Source organism: Acidobacteriota bacterium, assembly GCA_016196035.1.
GTDB lineage: Bacteria > Acidobacteriota > Blastocatellia > RBC074 > RBC074 > JACPYM01.
On sequence record JACPYM010000024.1, the window covers coordinates 16,588 to 37,548 of the forward strand.

Below are 20,961 nucleotides of genomic sequence, written 5' to 3' on the forward strand. Positions count from 1 at the left end.
CACGGGCTGTTCGTTGCCGGACTATTCAAGGATTTCCAGCACGAAGCGCCGCTTCAGCTTGATGCCCGAAGCATTGAGAATCGTGCGGATGGCGCGGGCCGTGCGGCCTTGCTTGCCGATGATCTTGCCCAGATCGCCGTCGGCCACGCGCAATTCGATGACGTTCGCCTGGTGCCCTTCGATCTCTTTGACTTTGACCTGTTCAGGATGGTCAACCAAGGCAGCCGCGATCAGTTCGACAAGTTCTTTCATGGCTCCTCGCCCTTTCTTAATTAAGCCGCGACCGGTTGTTCTGCCGCCGCTGCTGCCGCCGCTTCGCTCTTGCGAATCAGCGAACGCACCGTGTCGGACGGTTGCGCGCCGCACTTAATCCAGTGATTGACGCGGTCATGATCGAGTTTGATCTGCGCCGGATTCGAGAGCGGGTTGTAATGCCCAACGATTTCCACAAATTTGCCATCGCGCTTGCTGCGCTTTTCGGTCACGATCACGCGATAGAACGGTTTCTTCTTCGCGCCCATTCTGGTCAATCTGATTGTTAACAAGGTTCGCTACCTCCGACAAAGGCAGTTGGCAGTTGGCAGTTGGCAGTTGGCAGTGTTGATTGCGCGTTTGCAACTAAGCACTAACCCCTAGCCCCTAGCCCCTAGCCTCACCGCCGTTTCTTTTTCTTCTGTTTCGGTTTCTGTTTCTTGCGCCCGCCGCCAACGCCTGTCAGCTTGCGCACCACTTTGTTGCGAATGCCGCCGAACATGCCGCCGCCACCGCCAAACGGGTCGCCGCCAGCGCCGCCCATCAACTGCTGCATCATCATCTTCATCTCGACGTACTGTTTGATCAGCGCTTTGACATCGGTGACGGTCGTGCCGCTGCCTTTGGCGATGCGCATCTGGCGCGAAGCATTGATGATGATGTGATTTTCGCGTTCGGCCTGCGTCATCGAATTGATGATCGCCTCGGTTTTCTTCAGTTCGCCTTCCATCTGCGCGGTCATCTCCGGCGTCAATTTCGGCATCATGCCGCCGAACATATCGCCGGGCAGCATCTCAAAGATGTTTTGCAGCGAACCGATTTTCTTGACCTGCCCCAGTTGGTCGCGGAAATCTTCGAGCGTAAACGAATTGCGCGCCAGCTTTTCTTCCAGTTCCGCTGCCTTCTCTTCGTCCACTTCAGTCTGGACTTTTTCGATCAGCGACATCACATCGCCCATGCCCAGAATGCGCGAGACAATGCGATCCGGATAAAACGGATCAAGCGCATCGTACTTTTCGCCCACGCCGACGAACTTGATTGGCTGGCCGATGACTTCCTTGATCGAGAGCGCCGCGCCGCCGCGCGCATCGCCATCCATCTTGGTCAGGATGACGCCGCTGATGCCGATGCGTTTGTGGAATTCCTGCGCGCTCTTGACCGCGTCCTGGCCCGTCATCGCGTCGGCCACAAACAGCGTTTCAATCGGCTGCATCTCAGCCTTGATGCGCTGCAATTCATCCATCAACGCATCATCAATGTGCAGCCGGCCCGCCGTGTCAATCATCAGCGTGTCGAAGCCGATCTGCTCGCAATGCAAGCGCGCCGCCCGGCACAATTCCAACGGATCATTGATGCCCGCGCCGTCAAAAACCGGAATGCCGATCGCCTTGCCAATGACAGCCAACTGGTCGCGCGCCGCCGGGCGATAAACGTCCACCGACAGCAACAGCGGATTGCGATTCTGATTGGCCGCCAGCCACTTCGACAGCTTGCCCGTCGAAGTCGTCTTGCCCGACCCTTGTAAGCCCACGATCATCACCGCATTGGGCCGCCGCGAAGTGAACAACAAACGGCTGGACGTGCCGCCCAGCATCTCGACCATCTCGTCATTGACGATCTTGATGACCTGCTGCCCCGGCGTCAGCGAACCAATCACTTCCGCTCCGACGGCTTTGGCCTTGACCCGCTCGATGAAGTCTTTGACGACCTTGAAATTGACGTCGGCTTCGAGCAAGGCAATACGAATCTCACGCATCGCCAAATCAAGATGCTCCGGCGTCAGACGGCCCTGGCCGCGCAAGTCCTTGAGGACTTTCTTCAGTTTGTCGGAAAGTGCTTCAAACATGGGGTTTCGGTCACACTAGCAGCGTCTGGACGCCAAACGCAAAGCGTGCAGGATACGGACAGGCGTAGGGCGTGTCAAGACGAAGCTGCCCGCTGTATGGTCGCCCCGCAAATTTGCTCGCGCTGCTGCCCTGTTCCAGCGCCCAGTTCTCCTCACGAAATTCCGTCTGTGTCTACCCAGGCTTCGTCGTCTCATCCTGCCTGTCGAAACTGCGGTCAATCGAAAACCGAACCTCATCCGTGATCGCCTGAATATGCGGCGGCCGACCGGTAAGGTGGCGAGATAAATTACAGGAGCACATATCAGCGGCTGCCTGGTTGCTGCGGTTGTGCCGGGCTTTGATAAAGAAAGCGCTGGAAGCTGGTGAAGACCTTGCGAATCTGCCGCGCCTCGCCCAAATCGTTGACGGCATAAGGGATGGAGTTGTTGTATTTCAGCCTGAGCAACGGCGTCAGCTTTTCCGGCGCGAGTTCCTCCACACCGACGCTCACGTAATGTGAAAGCACGAAATCCAGAAAGACCTGCTGCTTGGTGGTAAAGCGCGTGCTGATTTCGACGCGGGCTTTTTCTGACCGTTCAGCGCGGGTGAGTGGCGCCAGCGCATAGGCCACATGTGCCAGCACGTCGAACAAATCGCTTTTTTCAGCGTCAATCACCTTTTGCATTTCGGCCATTTGCTCTGGGCCGAATCCCTTTTCGGCCAAACCTTCCAGCAAGCGAGCGCGGGTTTCCGGCTCGCTCCAAATCTCGCGCAACTCCTGTTCGTTTTTGAAGTATTCAGGCAGTCTGCCATACAGCATTTCCAGGAATTGCTGCGCCGACATCGGCGTGCCATCGGGATGCCAGAAACTCGTGACCATCATGTGCTGGATGTTGCGCTCTTTGCCGTCGGCCAGCCTGACCTTGATCTTGGGTGGACGCGGACGAGGTTCGCCATCGCCGCCGTCTGATGGCTGGCGCTCTCCGCCACGCGGACGCTCGCCGATTTCCCCTTCGTCTTCGCCTTCAATCGTGTTGTCTTCCGGTTCGCCATCCCATTCCGGATCGCTGAAATGCTGGTGCGCCCGCACAAAGTCATAAATCGTAAAATAAGCCTTGCCGTCAAAGAGCCGCGTGCCGCGTCCGATGATCTGCTTGAATTCGATCATCGAATTGATCGGACGCAGCAGCACGATGTTGCGAATGTTGCGCGCATCCACGCCGGTCGAGAGTTTTTGCGAAGTCGTCAAAATCGTCGGAATGGTTTTCTCGTTGTCCTGAAAATCGCGCAGGTGCTGTTCGCCCAATGCGCCGTCGTTCGCCGTCACGCGATGGCAATAGTTCGGGTCTTTGCTGGTTTTGAGCTGCCGAATCTGATTGATGTAATCGCGCACGGCCAGCGCGTGGTCTTGCGTAGCGCAAAAGACCAGCGTCTTTTCCTGCTGGTTGATCTGCTCCATGAAAATCTGGATGCGTTTCTTTTCGCGTTCGGGGATTTCGATGACGCGGTTGAAATCGCTTTCGACAAAGCGCCGCCCGGTTTCGATCTCGCCTTCGATCAAGCGGTCGTCCGGCGTGTAAACGTATTCGTCCAGCGTGGTCGAAATCTGTTTGACCTTGAACGGCGTCAGAAAGCCGTCGTTGATGCCATCTTTCAGCGAATAGACATAAACCGGCTCGCCGAAATAAGCATAGGTGTCAATGTTGTCCTTGCGTTTGGGCGTCGCCGTCAAACCAAGCTGCACCGCCGGGGCGAAGTAAGTCAGGATGTCGCGCCACGTGCTTTCGTCGTTCGCGCCGCCGCGATGGCATTCGTCAATGACGATGAAGTCGAAAAAGTCCGGCGGGTATTCGCCAAAATACGGCGAAGGCTGCCCATCAACTATCGGCCCGCTCATGAAGGTTTGAAAGATCGTGAAGAAGAGACTGCCGTTTTTGGGTACGCGACCTTTCTTTTTGATGTCGCTCGGTTCGATACGCACCAGCGCGTCTTCGGGAAAAGCCGAGAAAGCGTTGTATGCCTGATTCGCCAGAATGTTGCGGTCAGCCAGAAACAGAATGCGCGGACGGCGCGACGCTTCGCGGCTCAAGTTCCAGCGGCTGTGAAAGAGCTTCCACGCCAGTTGAAAGGCGATGAAAGTTTTGCCCGTGCCCGTCGCCAGCGTCAGCAAGATGCGTTCGCGATTGTCGCTGACGGCTTCCAGCACGCGCTCGACGGCGATGTCCTGATAATAGCGCCCCTGAAAATATCCGCCGCGATCTTCAAACGGAACCGCTGCGAACCGATCGCGCCAGTTGTTTTCGGTGGCAAAGGTCATCTGCCACAACTCTTCCGGCGTCGGGTAATGCGGCTGCTCGCCTTCTGTCCCCTCGTGCATGTCTACGGCGTAAATGCCCTGGCCGTTGGTCGCGTAGCTGAACCGGACAGCCAGTTTGCCCGCGTAATCTTTGGCCTGGGCGACGCCTTCGGTCAGCAACGAGTCCCAGGCTTTGGCTTCGATAACGGCCAGTTTGTGGTTGCGGAATTCCAGCACGTAATCGGCACAAAGCGCTTTGCCGCGCCGCCCGTGGCCTTCGATACGACCCAGCGTGATGGGGTATTCGCGGCGAATGCGGCTGCCCGCGACAACGCCCCAACCGGCAGTTTTCAGCGCCGGGTCAATGTGTTCGGCTCTGGTTTCGGCTTCGTTCATAACGTCTTTGAGTTATGTTCCAACGGGGCATTGGCACATGGGTTCAGCGCGCAGATTGCGCCACGTCTTCATTCAAAGCTCCAACGGGGCAAGAGCCAATAGCCAGGGGCAGAGGCACAGCCGCCGCCCCCGAAAACAAGAGTCGTTATCCCGCCAAGCCCTGAAAGGGCGCAAGCGCAAGCCAATGGATGTGGCTCAAGCCCCTTCAGGGCTAGGTATATTTCTCGCCCTGTTTCCCAGGGCTTCGCTTTGCTTCGCCCTGGGCTATAGGCTTGTCGCCCCGTTGGGGCTTGACTCCAGGCTGTTAGCTTGTCGCTCCGGCCTTGCCAACCAACACGCGCGGTTCAATCCCAAACATACCGCTCATCAATCTCAATGCCGTGTTTCTGGCACAACAACCGGTACTCATCCTGAAACGCTGTTTGGCCGTGATGTTGTTTCTGGTTGGCAATATAACTTTTCACTTTCTCAAGTCCGGATTGGCTTACCGAAAACGCGCCATATCCCGCCTGCCATTGAAAGGCTTGCCACGCCGCGCCTTTGGTCTTGATCCATTTTGACGAACTGCTTTTCACATCTTCGACAATACTGGCAACGGTTTTGGTGCGCGACAGAACAACCAAAGCATGAATGTGATCCGCTGTTCCGCCAATTAACAGCGAAGGGCATTCACAGCGCCGAAAAATGCCACCCAGGTAATCGTGCAAATCCAGTTCAATGTCCGCCGTAATGAATGGTTCACGATGCTTCGTGCTGAACACCAGATGAATCAGAATCGAAGACAAGGATTGTGGCATGTCTGCTCCTTCGTGAAAGGATTCTTGTTTGGTGATGAGGGGCGGGCGCAGAATAACACAAGTTCCAACACCTCAACCGTCCCAAAGTCCCAATGCCCCAACCAACGCCCCAACCAACGCCCCCACCGTCCCAGAATTCCAATGCCCCAACCAACGCCTCCACCGTCCCAGAATTCCAATGCCCCAACGAACGCCCCCGTCGTCCCAGAATTCCAATGCCCCAACGGGGCATCAGCCAACAGCCAGGGGCAAAGGCGAAGCCGACGCCCCTGGGGAAGGCCAACAAAATTCCCTCAAGCCCTGAAAGGGCGCAAGCCTACCGTTGTGCTGACGCCCTTTCAGGGCTTGGCGTTCGCATTCGCCGATGTCCCAGGGCTACGCGTTGCTCCGCCCTGGGCTGTAGGCTGTGGCCCCGTTGGGGCAGGCAGCGTAGTTTCAAAGCTGCCCCGTGAACGCTTGATGCAGCGCGATCTTTTCAATTCGTCCAGCGCCGCGAGCTTTTGTTGGTAGATGGATTCAAGGTGTATGCCACGCATCCACGCCACGACTGTTCTGCCCCAACGGGGCACCAGCCAATAGCCAGGGGCAAAGGCGAAGCCGACGCCCCTGGAAAGAAAACCAACGAAATTCCCCAAGCCCTGAAAGGGCGCAAGCGCAAGCCAACGGTTGTGCTGACGCCCTTTCAGGGCTTTGTCTGTCGCTCTGCCATGTCCCAGGGCTGCGCGTTGCTCCGCCCTGGGCTGTAGGCTGGTCGCCCCGTTGGGGCTTTACAACTGCCCCGTGAACGCCTGATGCAGCAGCGATTTTTTCAACGCGTCCAGCGCCGCGAGTTTTTGTTGGTAGATGGATTCGAAGCAGTGGCAACGCCATCCACGTTAGCACTTCTTTGCCCCAACGGGGCCTGAGCTAATAGCCAGGGGCGGAGCAACGCGTAGCCCCTGGCATGACGACGCCTCATTTACCCAAGCCCTGAAAGGGCGCAAGCCTACGGTTGTGCTGACGCCCTTGCAGGGCTTGGCGTTCTCTTTCGCCGCTCCGCTGTCCCAGGGCTTCGCATCCGCTCCGCCCTGGGCTGTAGGCTGTGGCCCCGTTGGGGCGGGGAGCGTGGCCTTCATAGTTCCCCCGTGAAGGCTTGATGCAATAACGATTTTTTCAATTCGTCCAGCGCCGCGAGCTTTTGCTGGTAGATAGATTCGAGGCGTTGGGTTTCTTCGCGTAGAGCGTCAAGTTTAGCGACAACATCTCTCTGGGCTGGAAGTGGTGGCAAGGGCACGGTGAGTTGCGAGAAGAAGCCAAGACTTAAATTGGCTCTTGCACTATCAACCTCGTTGTCATGCAGAATATCCCGAAAGACCGGAGAATTTAACAAATAGGTCAGATAGAAGTTGCTGAGCAACATCGGTTCACAACGAATCAGGCAAACCGCTTGATTGATATTAGCGATTTCCTCCAAATCAAAGATTGCCGTTCGTCCTATAGACGCGCCAACGATGTTGGTTAGGACGTCGCCTTTTTGAAGAATTGACTTTTTATCCTTCGCATTGAACTTCTCTTCAACATACTTTGGCTTGGTCATCAGCAATTGATACTCACCGACGTTCTCACTGGTGACAAACAGCACGCCGGGCTTTTCGACGTAATCTATTCCTTGCCATTTTGGCGATGAACCTTTGGTGATGCGTTCGCACAAGTCTCCCAATCGTTTCTCCACCCATCCCTCACCGCGCATCGTGAAGACGGATTGCAGGTGGCTTTCAAACAGCGCACGCGCGTTCTGGCGGTTCTGTTCGGCATTGGCTTTGGCGGTGCCGATGCCGTCAAACGCTTCGTCGAGGATGCCGACAATCCGCTGCTGTTCGGAGAGTGGCGGAAGCGGTATCTCAAACTGACTCAGTGTCTCGCCGGTGAAGTGCTGAATGCCTGCGCCATTGAAATGCTGCTTCAACGTTCCATCAAGATCGCAAGCGTACAGGTAGTAAAGCATCCACTTGCTGTGCTCAGCCTGATAGAAGCGAACTCGATGGAGCGCCTTTTGAAAGTAGATCGGCTCATCCTGATCCCAAATCGCCGCGCGTCCCGGATAGCCGCCTTCGCAAATCAGCAAATCGCCTTTGATGGCGGTGTATTTGGCTGTTTCTTCGGGCAAGAAACGCATCTCAGACACATCCGATAGATCAAACCCAAACCAGCGGACATTGAGGTTTCGCAGATACGGCTTTGGCTCACCTTTGTTCTTCGCTTTGTCGAGCATCTTGCCAAGTGAGTGCTGGGCGATTTCGCTGACCTTCTTACGTTGCCAACCCGCTTTCATAACAACCCCCGAATCGTTTCCAACACTTCCGCACTCTCCACATCCAATGCTGCAATCTCATCCATAATTTCCTGCGGGCTGCGGTGCGCGACTGCTTCGCCGCCGTTGGGGCTCTTGACCGAAAGATCAAAGGTCGCCGAGTCAATGCTGGCGGCGTCCACGCTCCACGATTTGGGCGAATCGGCAAAGCTCTGTTGCAGCGCGACGAATTCCTGCAAATCGTCATCATTAAGCGGATTGGTCTTGCCCAGATTGCGGCCCGGTTCAAGCTGATAAAACCAGACCTTGCGCGTCGGTGCGCCTTTCTCAAAAAACAGCACGACGGTTTTGACGCCTGCGCCCTGGAACGTGCCGCCGGGGCAATCCAGCACCGTGTGCAGGTGGCAGCTTTCCAGCAGCAGCTTGCGCAAGCTGACCGAAGCGTTGTCCGTATTCGACAGAAAGGTGTTTTTGATGACGATGCCGCCGCGTCCGCCCGCGCGCAAAATCTTGATGAAATGTTGCAGGAAGAGGAACGCCGTTTCGCCCGTGCGGATGGGGAAGTTCTGCTGCACTTCCTTGCGCTCTTTGCCGCCGAAGGGCGGATTGGCCAGCACCACGTCGTAGCGGTCTTTTTCCTGAATGTCGGCGATGTTTTCGGTCAGCGTGTTGGTGTGGATGATGTTGGGCGCTTCGATGCCGTGCAGGATCATGTTCATGATCGCAATGACATACGCCAGCGACTTTTTCTCTTTGCCGAAAAAGGTGTTGGTTTGCAGCGTTTCCAACTCGCTGGTTTTCAGGTTCGGCTTGGCTTTCAGGTAATCAAAGGCTTCGCACAAAAAGCCCGCCGAACCGCACGCGCCGTCATAAATGCGTTCGCCGAGGCGCGGCTGTGTCACCTGAATCATCGCGCGAATCAGCGGACGCGGCGTGTAATATTCGCCGCCATTGCGTCCGGCGTTGCCCATGTTTTTGATCTTGGCTTCATAGAGGTGCGACAGTTCGTGTTTTTCGGTCTGCGAACGAAAGCGCAATTCGTCAATGTGATCAATGATCTCGCGCAGGTTGTACCCGCTCTGAATCTTGTTTTTGATCTCGCCGAAAATCTCGCCGATCTTGTATTCCAGCGTGTTCGGCCCGGTGGCTTTCTGCTTGAAGCCGTGCAGGTACGGGAACAGCTTCAGGTTGACGAAATCGCGCAAATCATCGCCTGACAATGCCGCGTTGTGATCGAGCTTGCCGCTGGCATCTTTCGGTGCAGCCCAACTTTCCCAACGATAGGCATCGTCGAGGATGAAGCTGTAAGGCTTGCCTTCCAGTTCGGCTTCGGTGGCTTTGTCCTGTTCCAGCCCGTCCAGATATTTCAGGAACAGCAGCCACGAGGTCTGTTCGGTGTAATCAAGTTCGGTGGTGCAACCCGCTTCTTTGCGCAGGGTATCGTCAATGTTTTTGAATGCTTGTTCGAACATGAGTTGTAGAGTTCAGCCTCTTATTTTCAAGGCATGACTTGGGTGCCGCTGATTTTGAAACCAAACGTGTGCGGGCTTGTTCCCGTGAAAGGGTTTGGGATTACGCTTGGCTAACGCCGATCAAGTTGAGCAGCAGCGCTTCCGTCGCCAATTGCCGGTTGACGTTGAAGCGCAACCGCGCGCGCAATTCGTTGAACTGCTCCGCCCAGTTCGTCAGCTTGGGAATCCCGGTCGCGGCGGCCAGTGGCTCCAGCTTGTCGGCAACATCTATGTTGACGATGGTATCGCGGGCGCTGCCTGCCGCCAGCAGGAAGAGGTCGCGCAGCAGGCGGTTAAGCAAATCCAGTTCGCGCTCGAACTCTTCGCGCTCTTTTTTGCCGAGGTATTCCGCCGCTTTCATCAGCCGGAAGCGGTTCTCGCCCGTTGCCAGCAGTTCCAACAGGTTGATGAGCACGTTGCGTTCCTGGCGATAAACTCCCAAATCAAAGGCCGTGGCCTGGCCGATGCGCCCTTCGGTCAGACGCGCGAGCAAGAGCGTGTCGGGTTTGGGGCGGCGGAAGTTGGCGGTCAGGTATTCTTCCATTTCTGCTGTCGTCAGTGGAGCGAAGTTGATGCGTTGGGCGCGCGAGCGGATGGTTTGCAGCAAGGCATGCGGTTTGGCGGTCAGCAAAATCAGCGTCGAGGTCGGCGGCGGTTCTTCCAGCGTTTTGAGCAACGAATTGGCGGCCTCATCGCGCAAGCGGTCGGCGTCGTCAATGAGGAAGAAGCGCTGCTTGCCTTCGCGCGGGCGGTACTGCACTTCGTGGGCGATTTGGCGGGTCTGGACGATTTTGATGAATTGGCCGTCGGGTTTGATCGTCGTCACGTCGCCGTACACGCCTGCATTAATGCGCTGGCAGACCGGGCAAGTGTCGCAGCTATCGTAACGGCCCTGGGCGGCGTCAATCACCGGCTGATGGCAATTGAGCGCCTTCGCCATCGCTAAGGCGAATTGGCGTTTGCCGATGCCATCAGGCCCGGCAAAGATCAGCGTCGCGCCAATACGTCCGCCCAACAGCAAACGCTGCAAGACGGCTTTGTTGCGTTCGTTGCCGATCAGCTTGGCGAAAGACATGGTTATTGCAGATGGTAGATTGCGGATTGCGGATTTAGGAGTTTTGTAACTTCGACGAGGGTGAGCGCCGCGACTTCTTCGATGGAACCAGCGGCGGGGATGATATGAAACCGTTCCGGTTCGCGCGCCGCCAGCAGGTGATAGCCGCGCCGCACGCGCTCGTGAAATTCCAGCGGTTCCAGGTCTAAACGGTCGGGCTGTTCGGCGACGGTTGGGTTGAGGTCAACAGAAGCCGGCGCTTTGCCGCGACCATGCACACGGCTCAAACCGAGTTGCACCTCCAGGTCAAACAGCAGGGTCGCATCGGGTTTCAAGCCGCCCGTCGCCAAATCCATCAAGTGTTCGACCATCGGCAAGTCAAAGCCGCGCCCATAGCCTTGATAGGCAATCGTAGCGTCGGCATAACGGTCGCTCAGCACGATCATGCCGGCGGCCAGCGCGGGCATGATCAATTGCCGCACGTGCTGGGCGCGATCTGCGGCATAGAGCAACAGCTCGGTCAACGGCTCGACCGGCGCGTCCTGTTCGGCGGGCACATCGAGCAGGACGGCGCGAATGCGTTTGCCAATAGCGGTGCCGCCCGGTTCGCGGGTGGCAAGGCAAGGAATGCCCTGCTCCGCCAAATGGCGAGCGAGCAACGGCAATTGTGTCGTCTTGCCGCAACCGTCAATGCCTTCGAAGGTGATGAATTTGCCGCGTTGCATGAAATGGCGTAGGCGGCGCGCTCCGCTTTACCAGCCAAGCGCGCCTGCCAGAGCGACGCGTTTAATCGCCTGAAGGAGCGGCGCCACCAGAGGGAGCCGGTTCTCTAGGGGCTTCTCTGGTAACCAGCGGAGGACGCTCAGCACTCACAGGCCGATCTCCCAGAGGAGGTCTGTCAGCGCCGACTCTGTCAGCCCCAACGCTTGGGGTGTGATGATCGCGCGTGTGCGTCATGCTGCCGCGCGGCACTGAGATCGTGGAAATGGCGTGCTTGAAAATCAGTTGCTCTAGATTTCCCGATTCCAGCACCACCGAGAACTTATCGAAGCTACGAATCTTACCCGTCAGTTTGACACCGCCGACCAAATAGATCGTCACATTGATGCGATCCCGGCGGAGAGTATTGAGGAAGCCGTCTTGTACGTTTTGACTATTTTGCGTTTCCATATTTCCCAAATCGGTAACCCGAATTGCCCCTCTCTGAAAATTTATTTGTTGTTGTTGTTATTGGCTTGTTCAGCCAGGGTCTAACCAGCGGCAATACTAACCGAAACGGCACGCCCTTGCCAGATCAAATCTTGTCGGAAACATATTGCCGCAACTTCTCGCAGCCAGGGTTGCTCTCAGCCATTCAATGTTGGTAGAAGGCTACAAGCACATCGTCACCGCTTTTCCAGGAGCTTCCGGAGGAAATTCAGAATGCCGTTTCAACGCCGTCACCACCATTCGTTCCGCACTTTTTTCAGTCTCGCGCTGCTGTTGCTCGCCGCCGCCAGCGCTAGCGCACAAAGCAAGGTCGAATACGAGATCGCCTTTCCCAACGCCGTGCACCACGAGGCCGAAGTCACTGTGACTTTCACAGGCGTGCCGGCCAACAAACCGCTCGAAGCCCGCATGAGCCGCTCGTCGCCGGGCCGCTATGCGTTGCAAGAGTTTTCCAAGAACGTATACAACGTGCGCGCCACCGATGACAAAGGCGCGCCGCTCGCCTTCACGCGGCCCAACTCAACCCAATGGAACGTCGTCAGTAAGGGCGGCAAGGTGCGCATCAGTTACACGCTGTTTGGCGATCTGGGTTCGGGCACCTTCACCGGCATTGATCACACGATGGCGCACCTGAGCATACCCGCGACGTTTATGTGGGCGCGCGGGTTTGAAAACGCGCCGATCACGGTGCGTTGCCGCCGTCCCAATCCGAATTGGAAGATCGCCACGCAACTGGCGCCGACCGCCGATGCCGAAGTCTTCACCGCGCCGCACATGCAATACTTCATGGATTCGCCAACCATGCTGGGCGACTTGAAATTCCGTGAATGGCCGGTGCAATCGAACGGCAAGACCTACACCATACGCCTCGCGCTCAATGACAACTGCGAAGAAAAGGATGTGGACGAGTTCGCTGAGATGATCAAAAAAGTCGTCAACGAACAGATCGCCGTCTTTGGCGAGACACCCGATTTCGATTTCGGCACTTATACCTTCATCGCCAATTATGTGCCGCAAATCGGCGGCGATGGCATGGAGCATCGCAACTCGACCAGCCTGACCGCGCCGCGTTCGATCAGAGGGAATCCACGCGCCAATCTGGGCACCGTCTCGCACGAGTTCTTTCATTGCTGGAATGTCGAACGGTTGCGCCCGCGCACGCTCGAACCGTTCAGTTTTGAAGACGCCAATGTCGCGGATGGTCTTTGGGTAGGTGAAGGCTTCACGCAGTATTACGGCAACCTGCTGATGAAACGCGCGGGCTTCGGCGGTGACGATGCCAACTTTGGGCGCGGCCTTGGCTTCACAATTAACGCGGTCGTCAATTCGCCTGGCCGCCGCTTGCATGGCCCCATCGAAATGAGCCAGCAGGCTGTGCACGAAGACGGCGCTAACAGTGACTTCCCGACCAACAGCCGCAATCTGTTCGTGTCGTATTACACCTATGGCGCGGCGGTCGCCCTCGGCCTTGACTTGACGCTGCGCACCAAATTCCCCGGCAAGACGCTAGACAGTTACATGCCCGAACTTTGGCAAAGTTACGGCAAGCATCAGAAAAACTATAATCCCGCTAAACCCTACACCATTGCCGATCTGAAAGCTGCGCTCGCCAGGCTGACCGGCGATGCGGCGTTTGCCAATGACTACTTCGCCCGTTATATCGAAGGCCGCGACGTGGTGGATTATGGCCCGCTGCTCGCCCAAGCCGGGTTTGTATACCGCCAGGCGCGCCCTGGCAAAGTCTGGCTCGATGCGCAATTGCGCGAACAGAACGGCGCGTTGACGATTGGCGGGCCGACATTGACGACGGGGCCGCTGTATCAAGCTGGTTTGGATCGCGGCGACAAGATTTTGAGCTTTGACGGTCAGGCGGTGAAAACGCCTTCGGATGTGCAAGCAATTCTCGAAAAGCACAAACCCGGCGACACCATCGCTATCGAAGCCGACCAGCGCGGCGTCAAACGCACCGTGCAATTGACCTTCACCGAAGACCCGAATGTCGAAGTCGTGTCATACGAAAGCCTCAACAAAGAGGTCACACCCGCAATGAAGAAGTTGCGGGCCGAATGGCTCGGTTCACAACGTTAAAGAACCGCCCACTAAGACACACGAAGGAGCACGAAGAAGATTCAATTGGGTTGGCTTTCTTCGTGCCCCTTCGTGTGTCTTAGTGGGCGGCCTTGGTCACTCGCACGCCTGGCATAGCGCGGCACCCCACGTAAACCCAGCCCCAAACGCCAGCACCAACACATACTCACCCGCCGCAAAGCGCTTTTCTTCCTGCGCCTGTTGCAACGCCAGAAAAGCCGACGCGCCGCTGGTGTTGCCGTAACGGTCAAGGTTGATGACGATGCGCTCCGGCGCAAGGCCCAGCCGTTTGCCCAGCGCTTGCAGCAGATTCAAATTGGCTTGATGCGGCACGACGAGATCAATCTGTGCCAGTGTGAGACCGTTGCGCGCGGTGATTTCCAGCGCGGCTTCGCTGAGTTTGCGCACCGCCTGCAAGATCACCGTGCGCCCGTTCATTACACCAAAGAGAGATTGCGTTTCGTCAAACCAGCGCGCGCCATTCGCCGTACCCGGCGCGCGCACAATCAGGTCTTCGGCATAATTGCCATCCGTGGCGATGAGCACGTCCAACAGCCGCAATGACAGTCCGTCAGGTTTTGGCGCGCGGCTGACGATCACCGCGCCCGCACCATCGCCAAACAACATGCTCAGTTCGGCGGCGCGCGGGTGTATGTCCAAGCCCTTCGATTGCGCCTCAGCGCCAAAGCAGGCGATGTGCTGCGCCGTGCCCGCCGCCAGCAAGCCTTGCGCGACTTGCAGACTGTAGAGAATCGCCGCGCACGCCGCGCGCACATCCAACGCCGGTACTGGGCGGCAACCCACCAGGCGGTGTTGCACCAACGGCGCGATGCCCGGCACCTGGTAATCGGGCGACAGCGTGCCGCCGATCAGATAATCGAGTTGTGCGGCCTCCAAGCCAGCATCGCGCAAGGCGGCCTGCACCGCGTCCGCCGCCAGTTCAGAAGCGGACTGGTCAGTATTCGCCCAGCGTCGCGCACGTATGCCGGAACTAGCTTCGATCCATTCCGAGGTGACGCCGAGTTGCGGCGCAAGTTCGGCATTGGTCACTTCACGTTCGGGCAGCGCCGCGCCAAAGCCAGTCAGGTAACAAGTCATCACTTCACCTCATACGTTGCTGGGCAAGGCCATAAGGTTTGCAAAACGGTACCGCGCGCGTCAGCCAGCGGCGCGTCAGGTCTGACGGATGGGTGCAGCAGCGCAAGTCTCCGCTTGCTCACGCGCGCGGTACCGCAGCAGTGCATTCTTACCGCGCCAGTTGCAAGCTGCGCAGCACCTGTTCAAAGGCCGCTTTGTAAACCTGCTGTTCGTCTTCCGGCGCGATGGTGATCAGATAAAACAGCCGTCCATCCGCCGTCACCGTTGTGTAAGTCACATCCACTTCGGCCACGCCCGTGTTGGCGGAAGGCCCGGCGATGGCGGCGACGTAGCCTTGCTGGCCGCCGAAATTGATGGGCTGGGGCTGTTTGACGATTTGGAAATCGGGATTGTCATTGATCTGTTGCTGGATTAACGCGCTCGTCGCACGGCCCAAATCGCCGCCTTGCGGATTCAGCACGCCGACGAACACGCCGTGCGTGACGATGAAGGACTCGTTGAATTTTCCATAGCCGCCGTGCGGCGCAAAGATCAGCGTCGAAGCGCCGCCTTCGATGGCGTCCCAATTCGCGGGCACCTGCACGGCGAACGAGCCGTCTTTGGCCTGTTGGGCTTTGAGCTGACCGGAGGGGCGCGGCGGACGCTGGCCCATTTCCATGTTCGTGGGGTCTTTCGGCCCGACACGTTTCAACTGGCTGTTCTCGGCCAATGGCTGCGGCGCGCGTCCGGTCAACCGCGCTTTGACGGCCTGGAACTCAGGGCTATCGTGTTTGGGGCTGGAAGACACGTGCAATTGCTGCGTAGCTTCGAGAATGTACTTGATGCGATTGCCGGGGTCGGGATGATCGCTGAGCAATTCGGGCGCGCGTTGGCCGCCTTCGGACTCCAGCGTTTTGAAGAAATTCGCCATATCGCGCGGATCGTAGCCCGCCTCGGCCAGTATGCGCGCGCCTTCCAGGTCGGCTTGTTTCTCAGCGGTGCGCCCGAATTTCAGGAAGAGCATATTTGCGCCAAAACCGCCCACCTGGCTGATGATCTGGCCGAGTTCGGGCCGTTCGCCCGCGCCTGCGATCACGCCCAAGATACCCAAACCACCCTCGGCCAGTTTGGCTTTGGAAGCTTGGGCTGTACCGTGGCGCAAGGTGGCGTGCGAAATCTCGTGCGCCATCACGCCCGCCAGTTCGCCTTCGTTTTTGGCGGCGGCAATCGCGCCCGCGTTGACAAAGAGAAAGCCGCCGGGCAGCGCAAAGGCGTTGATCTCTTTGGTCGCCACGACCCAGGACTGGAAATTGAACCGTTCGCCTTCGGCTTTGGTGGCAAGTTTCTGCGTGAGTTGCTGCACGTAATTGACGATCTGCGCGTCTTTCACCATCGGCGTTTCGTGCATGACCTGCTCGGCGGATTGGCGGCCCAGTTGCACGTCCTGCTCCGGACTGAACAAGTTAAAGGCGGCGGGTTTGAAATGCGGCCCTGGCCCGCCGGACGTTTGCACGGAATCGCCGCCACCGCCGCGACAAGCCAATTGTCCGGCCAAGGCTGCCAACAAAACCCAACTCGCCAATTTCTTTTTGCGCATCAATATCTCTCTAGTACTCCATCAAGCTGAAAATGAGGGATGTAGGGCGGGATTTAATCCCGCCCTACATCCCGGATGCGCTCTCAGCATCCATCACTTACAGCTTGATGGAGTACTAGCTCCTTCATTAGATCGGTTTTCACTTCGATGTATGGGAAAACCGCGCAGCGGGACAATACCGCGCGCGTGAGCAAGCGGCGCGTCGGCAGTTCAGCCAAGGGGGCAAGCTTGACACGCCGCTTGCTCACACGCGCGGTACTGTCCCAGCATCAACTGACTTCTGTAAACGCACTTGCAACCCGCCCTAGTCGTATACGCGGCTAAAGGTCGGGCCACGGACACGTATTTAATCACGAATCGCAAACTGCTTAAACAACCGCTCTGCCGCGCTAACCGCCGTTTTGCGCGAGGCGAGGCGTTCGAGTTGTACCATCAGCTTATTATTCCAGCCCGTCACAACGTGGCTGCGGCCTTCTGCCAGCGCGTCCAAAGCCTCGGCCACGACTTCTTCCGCCGTTTGCACCTTGCCGCGCAGCTTGCGCTTTGAAGTCCCGGCGACGGCCTGAAAGTTCGATTCGGTCGCGCCCGGACAGAGCGCCGACACACGCACGCCCTGGTCGCGGCATTCGGCCCAGAGGGCTTCGCTAAAAATGAGGATGAAACTTTTGGTGGCGGAATAGACGGCAAAATACGGCACGCCTTGAAAGGCCGCGGTCGAACTAACGTTGAGAATCGCGCCTGCCCGGCGTTGCAACATCGGTTGCACAAACAGATGCGCCAGGGCGACCAGCGCCGTTACGTTGACCTGGATCATTTCCAACTGCCGGTCGAGCGACAGCTTGGCGAAATCGCCCGCCGCGCCAAACCCCGCGTTGTTGATGAGCACGTCAACGCGCAAGCCTTGCCGTTGCACTTCGTCAAAGATTAATTGCGGGGCTTCGTGCTGGGCGAGGTCGGCTTCGATCGAAGTGACGTGGATGCCGTATTGGCGGCGCAATTCATCCGCCAGCGCTTCCAAACGGTCGCGCGAACGCGCCGTCAAAATCAGATGCGCGCCGTCCGCCGCCAACTTGTGTGCAAACGCCGTCCCGATGCCATACGACGCGCCGGTCACCAGCGCTGTTTGGCCTTGCCATTCTGCCATCGCCGTTTCCTTTCGTGTTCACCGATGATGTGGTGGGGTGGCGGTCACGATAGACGAAGGGGAAAGAGAAAGCAAAAACCCTGGGTACGCACGCTTCCCAGCGTGCGGCTTGGCATGAGACGGATAGATGCTGAAAGGAAACCCCACCGGCATTTGTCTGTCTCATGCCAAGCCGCACGCTGGGAAGCGTGCGTACCCAGGCTATGCCAGGCTATTTCGGATAGTAGCCAAAGCGCGTGGCGGTCTGGCAATTGGGGCGTTTGACCTTGACGCGAATCGCGCGGTATTTGCCATCACGTTCGGCGCGGGTGGGCGAATAGAAAATCACATATTGGCTGCGCAATTCTTCGGCGACTTGCTGATAAGCGGCGCCTAGATCATCGAACTGTTCCGGCAAAAAGATGCGCCCGCCGGTTTCTTCGGCGATGTGAGTCAGATTTTGCTCGCTCTCAGAGAGTGTTTTCAGGTGCAGCTTGATGCCGTCGAGGCGGATTTTGTTGAGCGAATTATTGCCCTCGCGTTGATAAAATTCCAAGTCCTCGCGCTCTTTGTTCGCATCCAGCCGCGTCTTGCTGACGACGTAGGTGGCGACCTCGGCTTCCTGCAGGGCACGGAAGGCGCGTTCGTTGGTGATGCGCCCGAAGCCGCTGTCAATGCCGTCGGTCAGCACGATGATGGCTTTGCGGCCCTTGATCTTGTCGAGTTGTTCGTTGGCCGCCAGCCAGAGGGCTTCGTTGAAGCGCGTGAACATGCCCGATTGCAACCGGTTGAGCGCGCGTTTGAGCAACAGGCGGTTGGCCGTCCAATCCTGAATCAATTCGACTTTGTCGTGAAAGCTGATGAGCGAGATTTGATCGGCGGGGTCGAGTTGCGAGATGAAGTTATAGGCGACCGTTCTGAAGCTCTCCAATTCGTGGGCCGCGCTGCTGCTCGTGTCTACCAACAGGACGACGTGCACGGGCAGCCGCTTGAGCGCGAAGGAACTGATCGGCTGCGGCTGGCCGTCTTCATACACGAGAAAATCGTCGGCCTTGAGATCGGTGACGAATTGGCCGCTCGTGCGGTCGCGCACGGTGACGGGCAAGAGCACTTCGAGCGTGTCAATCGAGATGGTCGAACCGGGGTCAGGCTCAGGTGGGCGCTGTTTATCCTGTTTGTCGCGGGTTTGAGCGGCCAGTGGCGCAGTGGCGAGCAAACAAACAAGCGAAAGAAAAAAAACGCGAAAAGCTGGATTGCACATCTTGATCACGGCGGGAGGCATGTTTGTAATTCCGCTTTCAGGCGGTCGTTGGGCAAACTGAAACCCGCCCAAAGGCGGAACTACAAACGGCTACTTCATTTCGATCCCCATCGCTTCAGCCATCGCTTTGATGACGGACTCGCTGACGCGGTTCTTGCGCAACTCGGCCAGCGCTTTGGTCGAAACATCGAAATCCACCTGCGAGCTTTCGATCTTGCGCAGGATGCTGCCTTCCGAAAAACCCGCCTCGATTAAATCCAGAATCGCTTTGTTGTCGAGTTTGGGCGCGCGCTCCAACTTCGGCGCGCTGGGGCCGCCATTTTCGCTGGGCGGGCGAATAATTCTGACCGAGGCCGAACCCAAGGTTTCGCCTTCATTCGAGGCGCTGCCATTGGGGCCGCCCAAGCCCCGCGAGCGGCTCTGACTCTTGCCGCCAGAGCGCGAACCGAAGATCGGATTTTCGGATTCATCCATGCGGGAATCGCCGCGCGGATTGATTTGCGGGGGCGCTTCTTTTTGGCCTGGGTTATTGGATGAATTCGGATTGGCGCCGCGAAAGAAAGCGTCATCGTCCTGTTTGAAAAACTCATCGTCGGCCAGCGAACCGCCGCCCAGCCCGCCGCCCAACGTCTGGCGTTCGATCATGGCGGTGATGATCTTTTCGCTGACGTTATTCTTTTTGAGCGTGACCAGTTTGGCGGTGGTGATGTCGAACGAGACGGGCGAGGTGCGAATGAGCGCAATGATCGTGTTCTCTTTGAAGCCGGCTTTGGCTAGATTGATGATCGAATCGTTGGAAAGCACTTCGCGCACGGGCGCGCCCTGGGCGCGGGTGGTTTGAACCAAACCGCTGGTGAGCAAGAGTGCAAGAACGACTGGGATGAACGCTTTCATAACAAACCTCCTCTGCTTAACTGACATTCCGGCAAGGAAGGCGATCTCGTGGATGGTCGCGTTGAGTTGTGCGGCGCGGGGATTTTCGGCGAAGCGGGCGGCAAACTCAAGCGGGAGAGTTGGACAAGAACGTGTTTGCCATTCGACCTCAGCGATTCGCCGTCGTCACGCGCCGCTGTTTTGACTTCAGTTTCGGCGGTGTCTGTTGCGCCAGCATTTGCCGCTGCAACTCCGCGGGCGTCACAACCAGCCCCTGCGCCACGGCGCGCCGGTACGCGACGTTGATGCTGTACACGTAATTTTGCGTCTCGCGATAGGGCGGCACGCGATAGCCGTAGCGGATCACCGCGTTCTCGCCGGCGTTGTAGCCCGCCAGCGCAAGGTTCACGTCGCCGTTGAACATCTGAATTAAGGTCTTCAAGTAGCGCGTGCCCGCGTCTACGTTTTCTATCGGATCATTGATGTTGCGCACGCCCAGCCGCAGTGCTGTTTCCGGCATCAATTGCATCAGGCCGCGCGCGCCCACCGGCGAGATAGCGCGATGATTGAAGTTCGATTCCTGCTTCATCAACAGGTAAATCAGCAGCGGGTTGACATCATATCGGATCGCGTTATGCACGATCAGTTGATCCAGCCCGCGATGCCCGGTGGTGAATTTCATGTCGGGCAGTTGCAAATCGGGCAGCGGCTCATCCTCAGCGATGTCATAGAGAATTTTCTCAACCGCCAGGCGATCTACAAACGTTTGAATCTTGCCCAGCCGATAGCCGATGCGCGCTGGCTCTTCCCAAACAGCATCTGCGTCAATTTTGACGCCGCCTTTGAGCATGATGCGCGTAATTTTGGGCGCGGGTTCTTCAGGCTTGGTGTCGGCTTTATTGGCGGAGACGTTGGCGGATTTGATTTCAGCGGCGGCTTCTACTTTTTTGGCGGCGACGGTCTCGGCGCGTTTGGTTTCGGCCTTCTTGACTGCGTCTTTCTTAATCGCGGTGATGGTACCGGGAATGCTGCTGTAACCCGGCTGGCGCGCACGCAAACGGGCGGCTTCGGCTTGGGCGGCTTCGGCGTCGAGTTGGGCTTTGACTTCTTCAGGGGTGCCGTGAATCACGCGCGCGACGTTATCTTTGCGCAAAGCGTGCATCACCTTCCCTTGCCGGTACCAAAGATCATCGCCGACTTCCCACACCTCATCGGCCTCGAAGGTGCGCCCGTCTTTTAAGCGTACCTGGTCGGCATAAACAGCGACGCCCGCCAGGATGTGACATGCCATCGCGACGAGCACTCCGAACG

Annotated in this window: 17 protein-coding genes; 1 reads left to right on the plus strand and 16 read right to left on the minus strand. The window is 57.6% G+C overall.

All coding sequences use genetic code 11. The features are described from left to right. Positions 1 to 21: 21 nt before the first annotated feature. The 10 genes from HY011_08305 to hfq form a co-directional block, all read right to left on the minus strand. Complete coding sequence (locus HY011_08305; protein MBI3422929.1) at positions 22 to 252, minus strand: KH domain-containing protein; 231 nt, start codon at positions 250 to 252, stop codon at positions 22 to 24. A 20-nt stretch (positions 253 to 272) separates the two neighbouring features. Continuing rightward, the gene (gene rpsP, locus HY011_08310; GenBank protein MBI3422930.1) at positions 273 to 545 is read right to left on the minus strand and encodes a 30S ribosomal protein S16; all 273 of its coding nucleotides are present in this window, start codon (positions 543 to 545) and stop codon (positions 273 to 275) included. A 107-nt stretch (positions 546 to 652) separates the two neighbouring features. Next, on the minus strand, positions 653 to 2,098 hold the full coding sequence (gene ffh, locus HY011_08315) for a signal recognition particle protein (protein ID MBI3422931.1): 1,446 nt from the start codon (positions 2,096 to 2,098) through the stop codon (positions 653 to 655). Between the two features lie 302 nt (positions 2,099 to 2,400). After that, positions 2,401 to 4,770: a DEAD/DEAH box helicase family protein gene (locus HY011_08320; GenBank protein ID MBI3422932.1), complete on the minus strand. Its 2,370-nt coding sequence runs from the start codon at positions 4,768 to 4,770 to the stop codon at positions 2,401 to 2,403. Positions 4,771 to 5,114: 344 nt separating this feature from the next. Further along, a complete protein-coding gene (gene tnpA / locus HY011_08325; protein ID MBI3422933.1) occupies positions 5,115 to 5,567 on the minus strand; it encodes an IS200/IS605 family transposase in 453 nt (150 codons plus the stop codon). A gap of 1,111 nt (positions 5,568 to 6,678) precedes the next feature. Next, a complete protein-coding gene (locus HY011_08330; GenBank protein ID MBI3422934.1) occupies positions 6,679 to 7,878 on the minus strand; it encodes a restriction endonuclease subunit S in 1,200 nt (399 codons plus the stop codon). Beyond that, entirely contained in the window at positions 7,875 to 9,329 is a 1,455-nt protein-coding gene (locus tag HY011_08335; protein ID MBI3422935.1) for an N-6 DNA methylase, read from the minus strand. Before HY011_08335 ends, HY011_08330 begins: the two co-directional genes overlap by 4 nt. A 100-nt stretch (positions 9,330 to 9,429) precedes the next feature. Then, a complete protein-coding gene (gene holB, locus HY011_08340) occupies positions 9,430 to 10,443 on the minus strand; it encodes a DNA polymerase III subunit delta' (GenBank protein MBI3422936.1) in 1,014 nt (337 codons plus the stop codon). Between the two features lie 2 nt (positions 10,444 to 10,445). Further along, positions 10,446 to 11,147 carry a dTMP kinase gene (locus HY011_08345; protein MBI3422937.1) on the minus strand — a complete coding sequence of 234 codons (702 nt, stop codon included), beginning with the start codon at positions 11,145 to 11,147 and terminating at the stop codon, positions 10,446 to 10,448. 61 nt (positions 11,148 to 11,208) lie between these two features. After that, complete coding sequence (gene hfq / locus HY011_08350; GenBank protein ID MBI3422938.1) at positions 11,209 to 11,592, minus strand: RNA chaperone Hfq; 384 nt, start codon at positions 11,590 to 11,592, stop codon at positions 11,209 to 11,211. Positions 11,593 to 11,844: 252 nt separating this feature from the next. On the opposite strand from hfq, the gene HY011_08355 reads away from it, so the two are divergent. Next, positions 11,845 to 13,719 carry a M61 family metallopeptidase gene (locus HY011_08355; protein ID MBI3422939.1) on the plus strand — a complete coding sequence of 625 codons (1,875 nt, stop codon included), beginning with the start codon at positions 11,845 to 11,847 and terminating at the stop codon, positions 13,717 to 13,719. A 96-nt stretch (positions 13,720 to 13,815) separates the two neighbouring features. Here HY011_08355 and HY011_08360 read toward each other — a convergent pair whose 3' ends face one another. The 6 genes from HY011_08360 to HY011_08385 all read right to left on the minus strand — a co-directional run bounded on the left by HY011_08360 (position 13,816) and on the right by HY011_08385 (position 20,941). Beyond that, complete coding sequence (locus HY011_08360; GenBank protein MBI3422940.1) at positions 13,816 to 14,817, minus strand: ketoacyl-ACP synthase III; 1,002 nt, start codon at positions 14,815 to 14,817, stop codon at positions 13,816 to 13,818. Positions 14,818 to 14,965: 148 nt separating this feature from the next. Next, entirely contained in the window at positions 14,966 to 16,393 is a 1,428-nt protein-coding gene (locus HY011_08365; protein MBI3422941.1) for a M48 family metalloprotease, read from the minus strand. A gap of 346 nt (positions 16,394 to 16,739) precedes the next feature. Continuing rightward, the gene (locus tag HY011_08370; protein MBI3422942.1) at positions 16,740 to 17,537 is read right to left on the minus strand and encodes an SDR family oxidoreductase; all 798 of its coding nucleotides are present in this window, start codon (positions 17,535 to 17,537) and stop codon (positions 16,740 to 16,742) included. A gap of 211 nt (positions 17,538 to 17,748) precedes the next feature. After that, positions 17,749 to 18,798, minus strand: a complete 1,050-nt coding sequence (locus HY011_08375) for a VWA domain-containing protein (protein ID MBI3422943.1) — start codon at positions 18,796 to 18,798, stop codon at positions 17,749 to 17,751. A 69-nt stretch (positions 18,799 to 18,867) separates the two neighbouring features. Further along, positions 18,868 to 19,671, minus strand: a complete 804-nt coding sequence (locus HY011_08380) for a hypothetical protein (GenBank protein MBI3422944.1) — start codon at positions 19,669 to 19,671, stop codon at positions 18,868 to 18,870. Positions 19,672 to 19,819: 148 nt separating this feature from the next. Further along, entirely contained in the window at positions 19,820 to 20,941 is a 1,122-nt protein-coding gene (locus HY011_08385) for a lytic transglycosylase domain-containing protein (GenBank protein MBI3422945.1), read from the minus strand. Positions 20,942 to 20,961 lie beyond the last annotated feature (20 nt).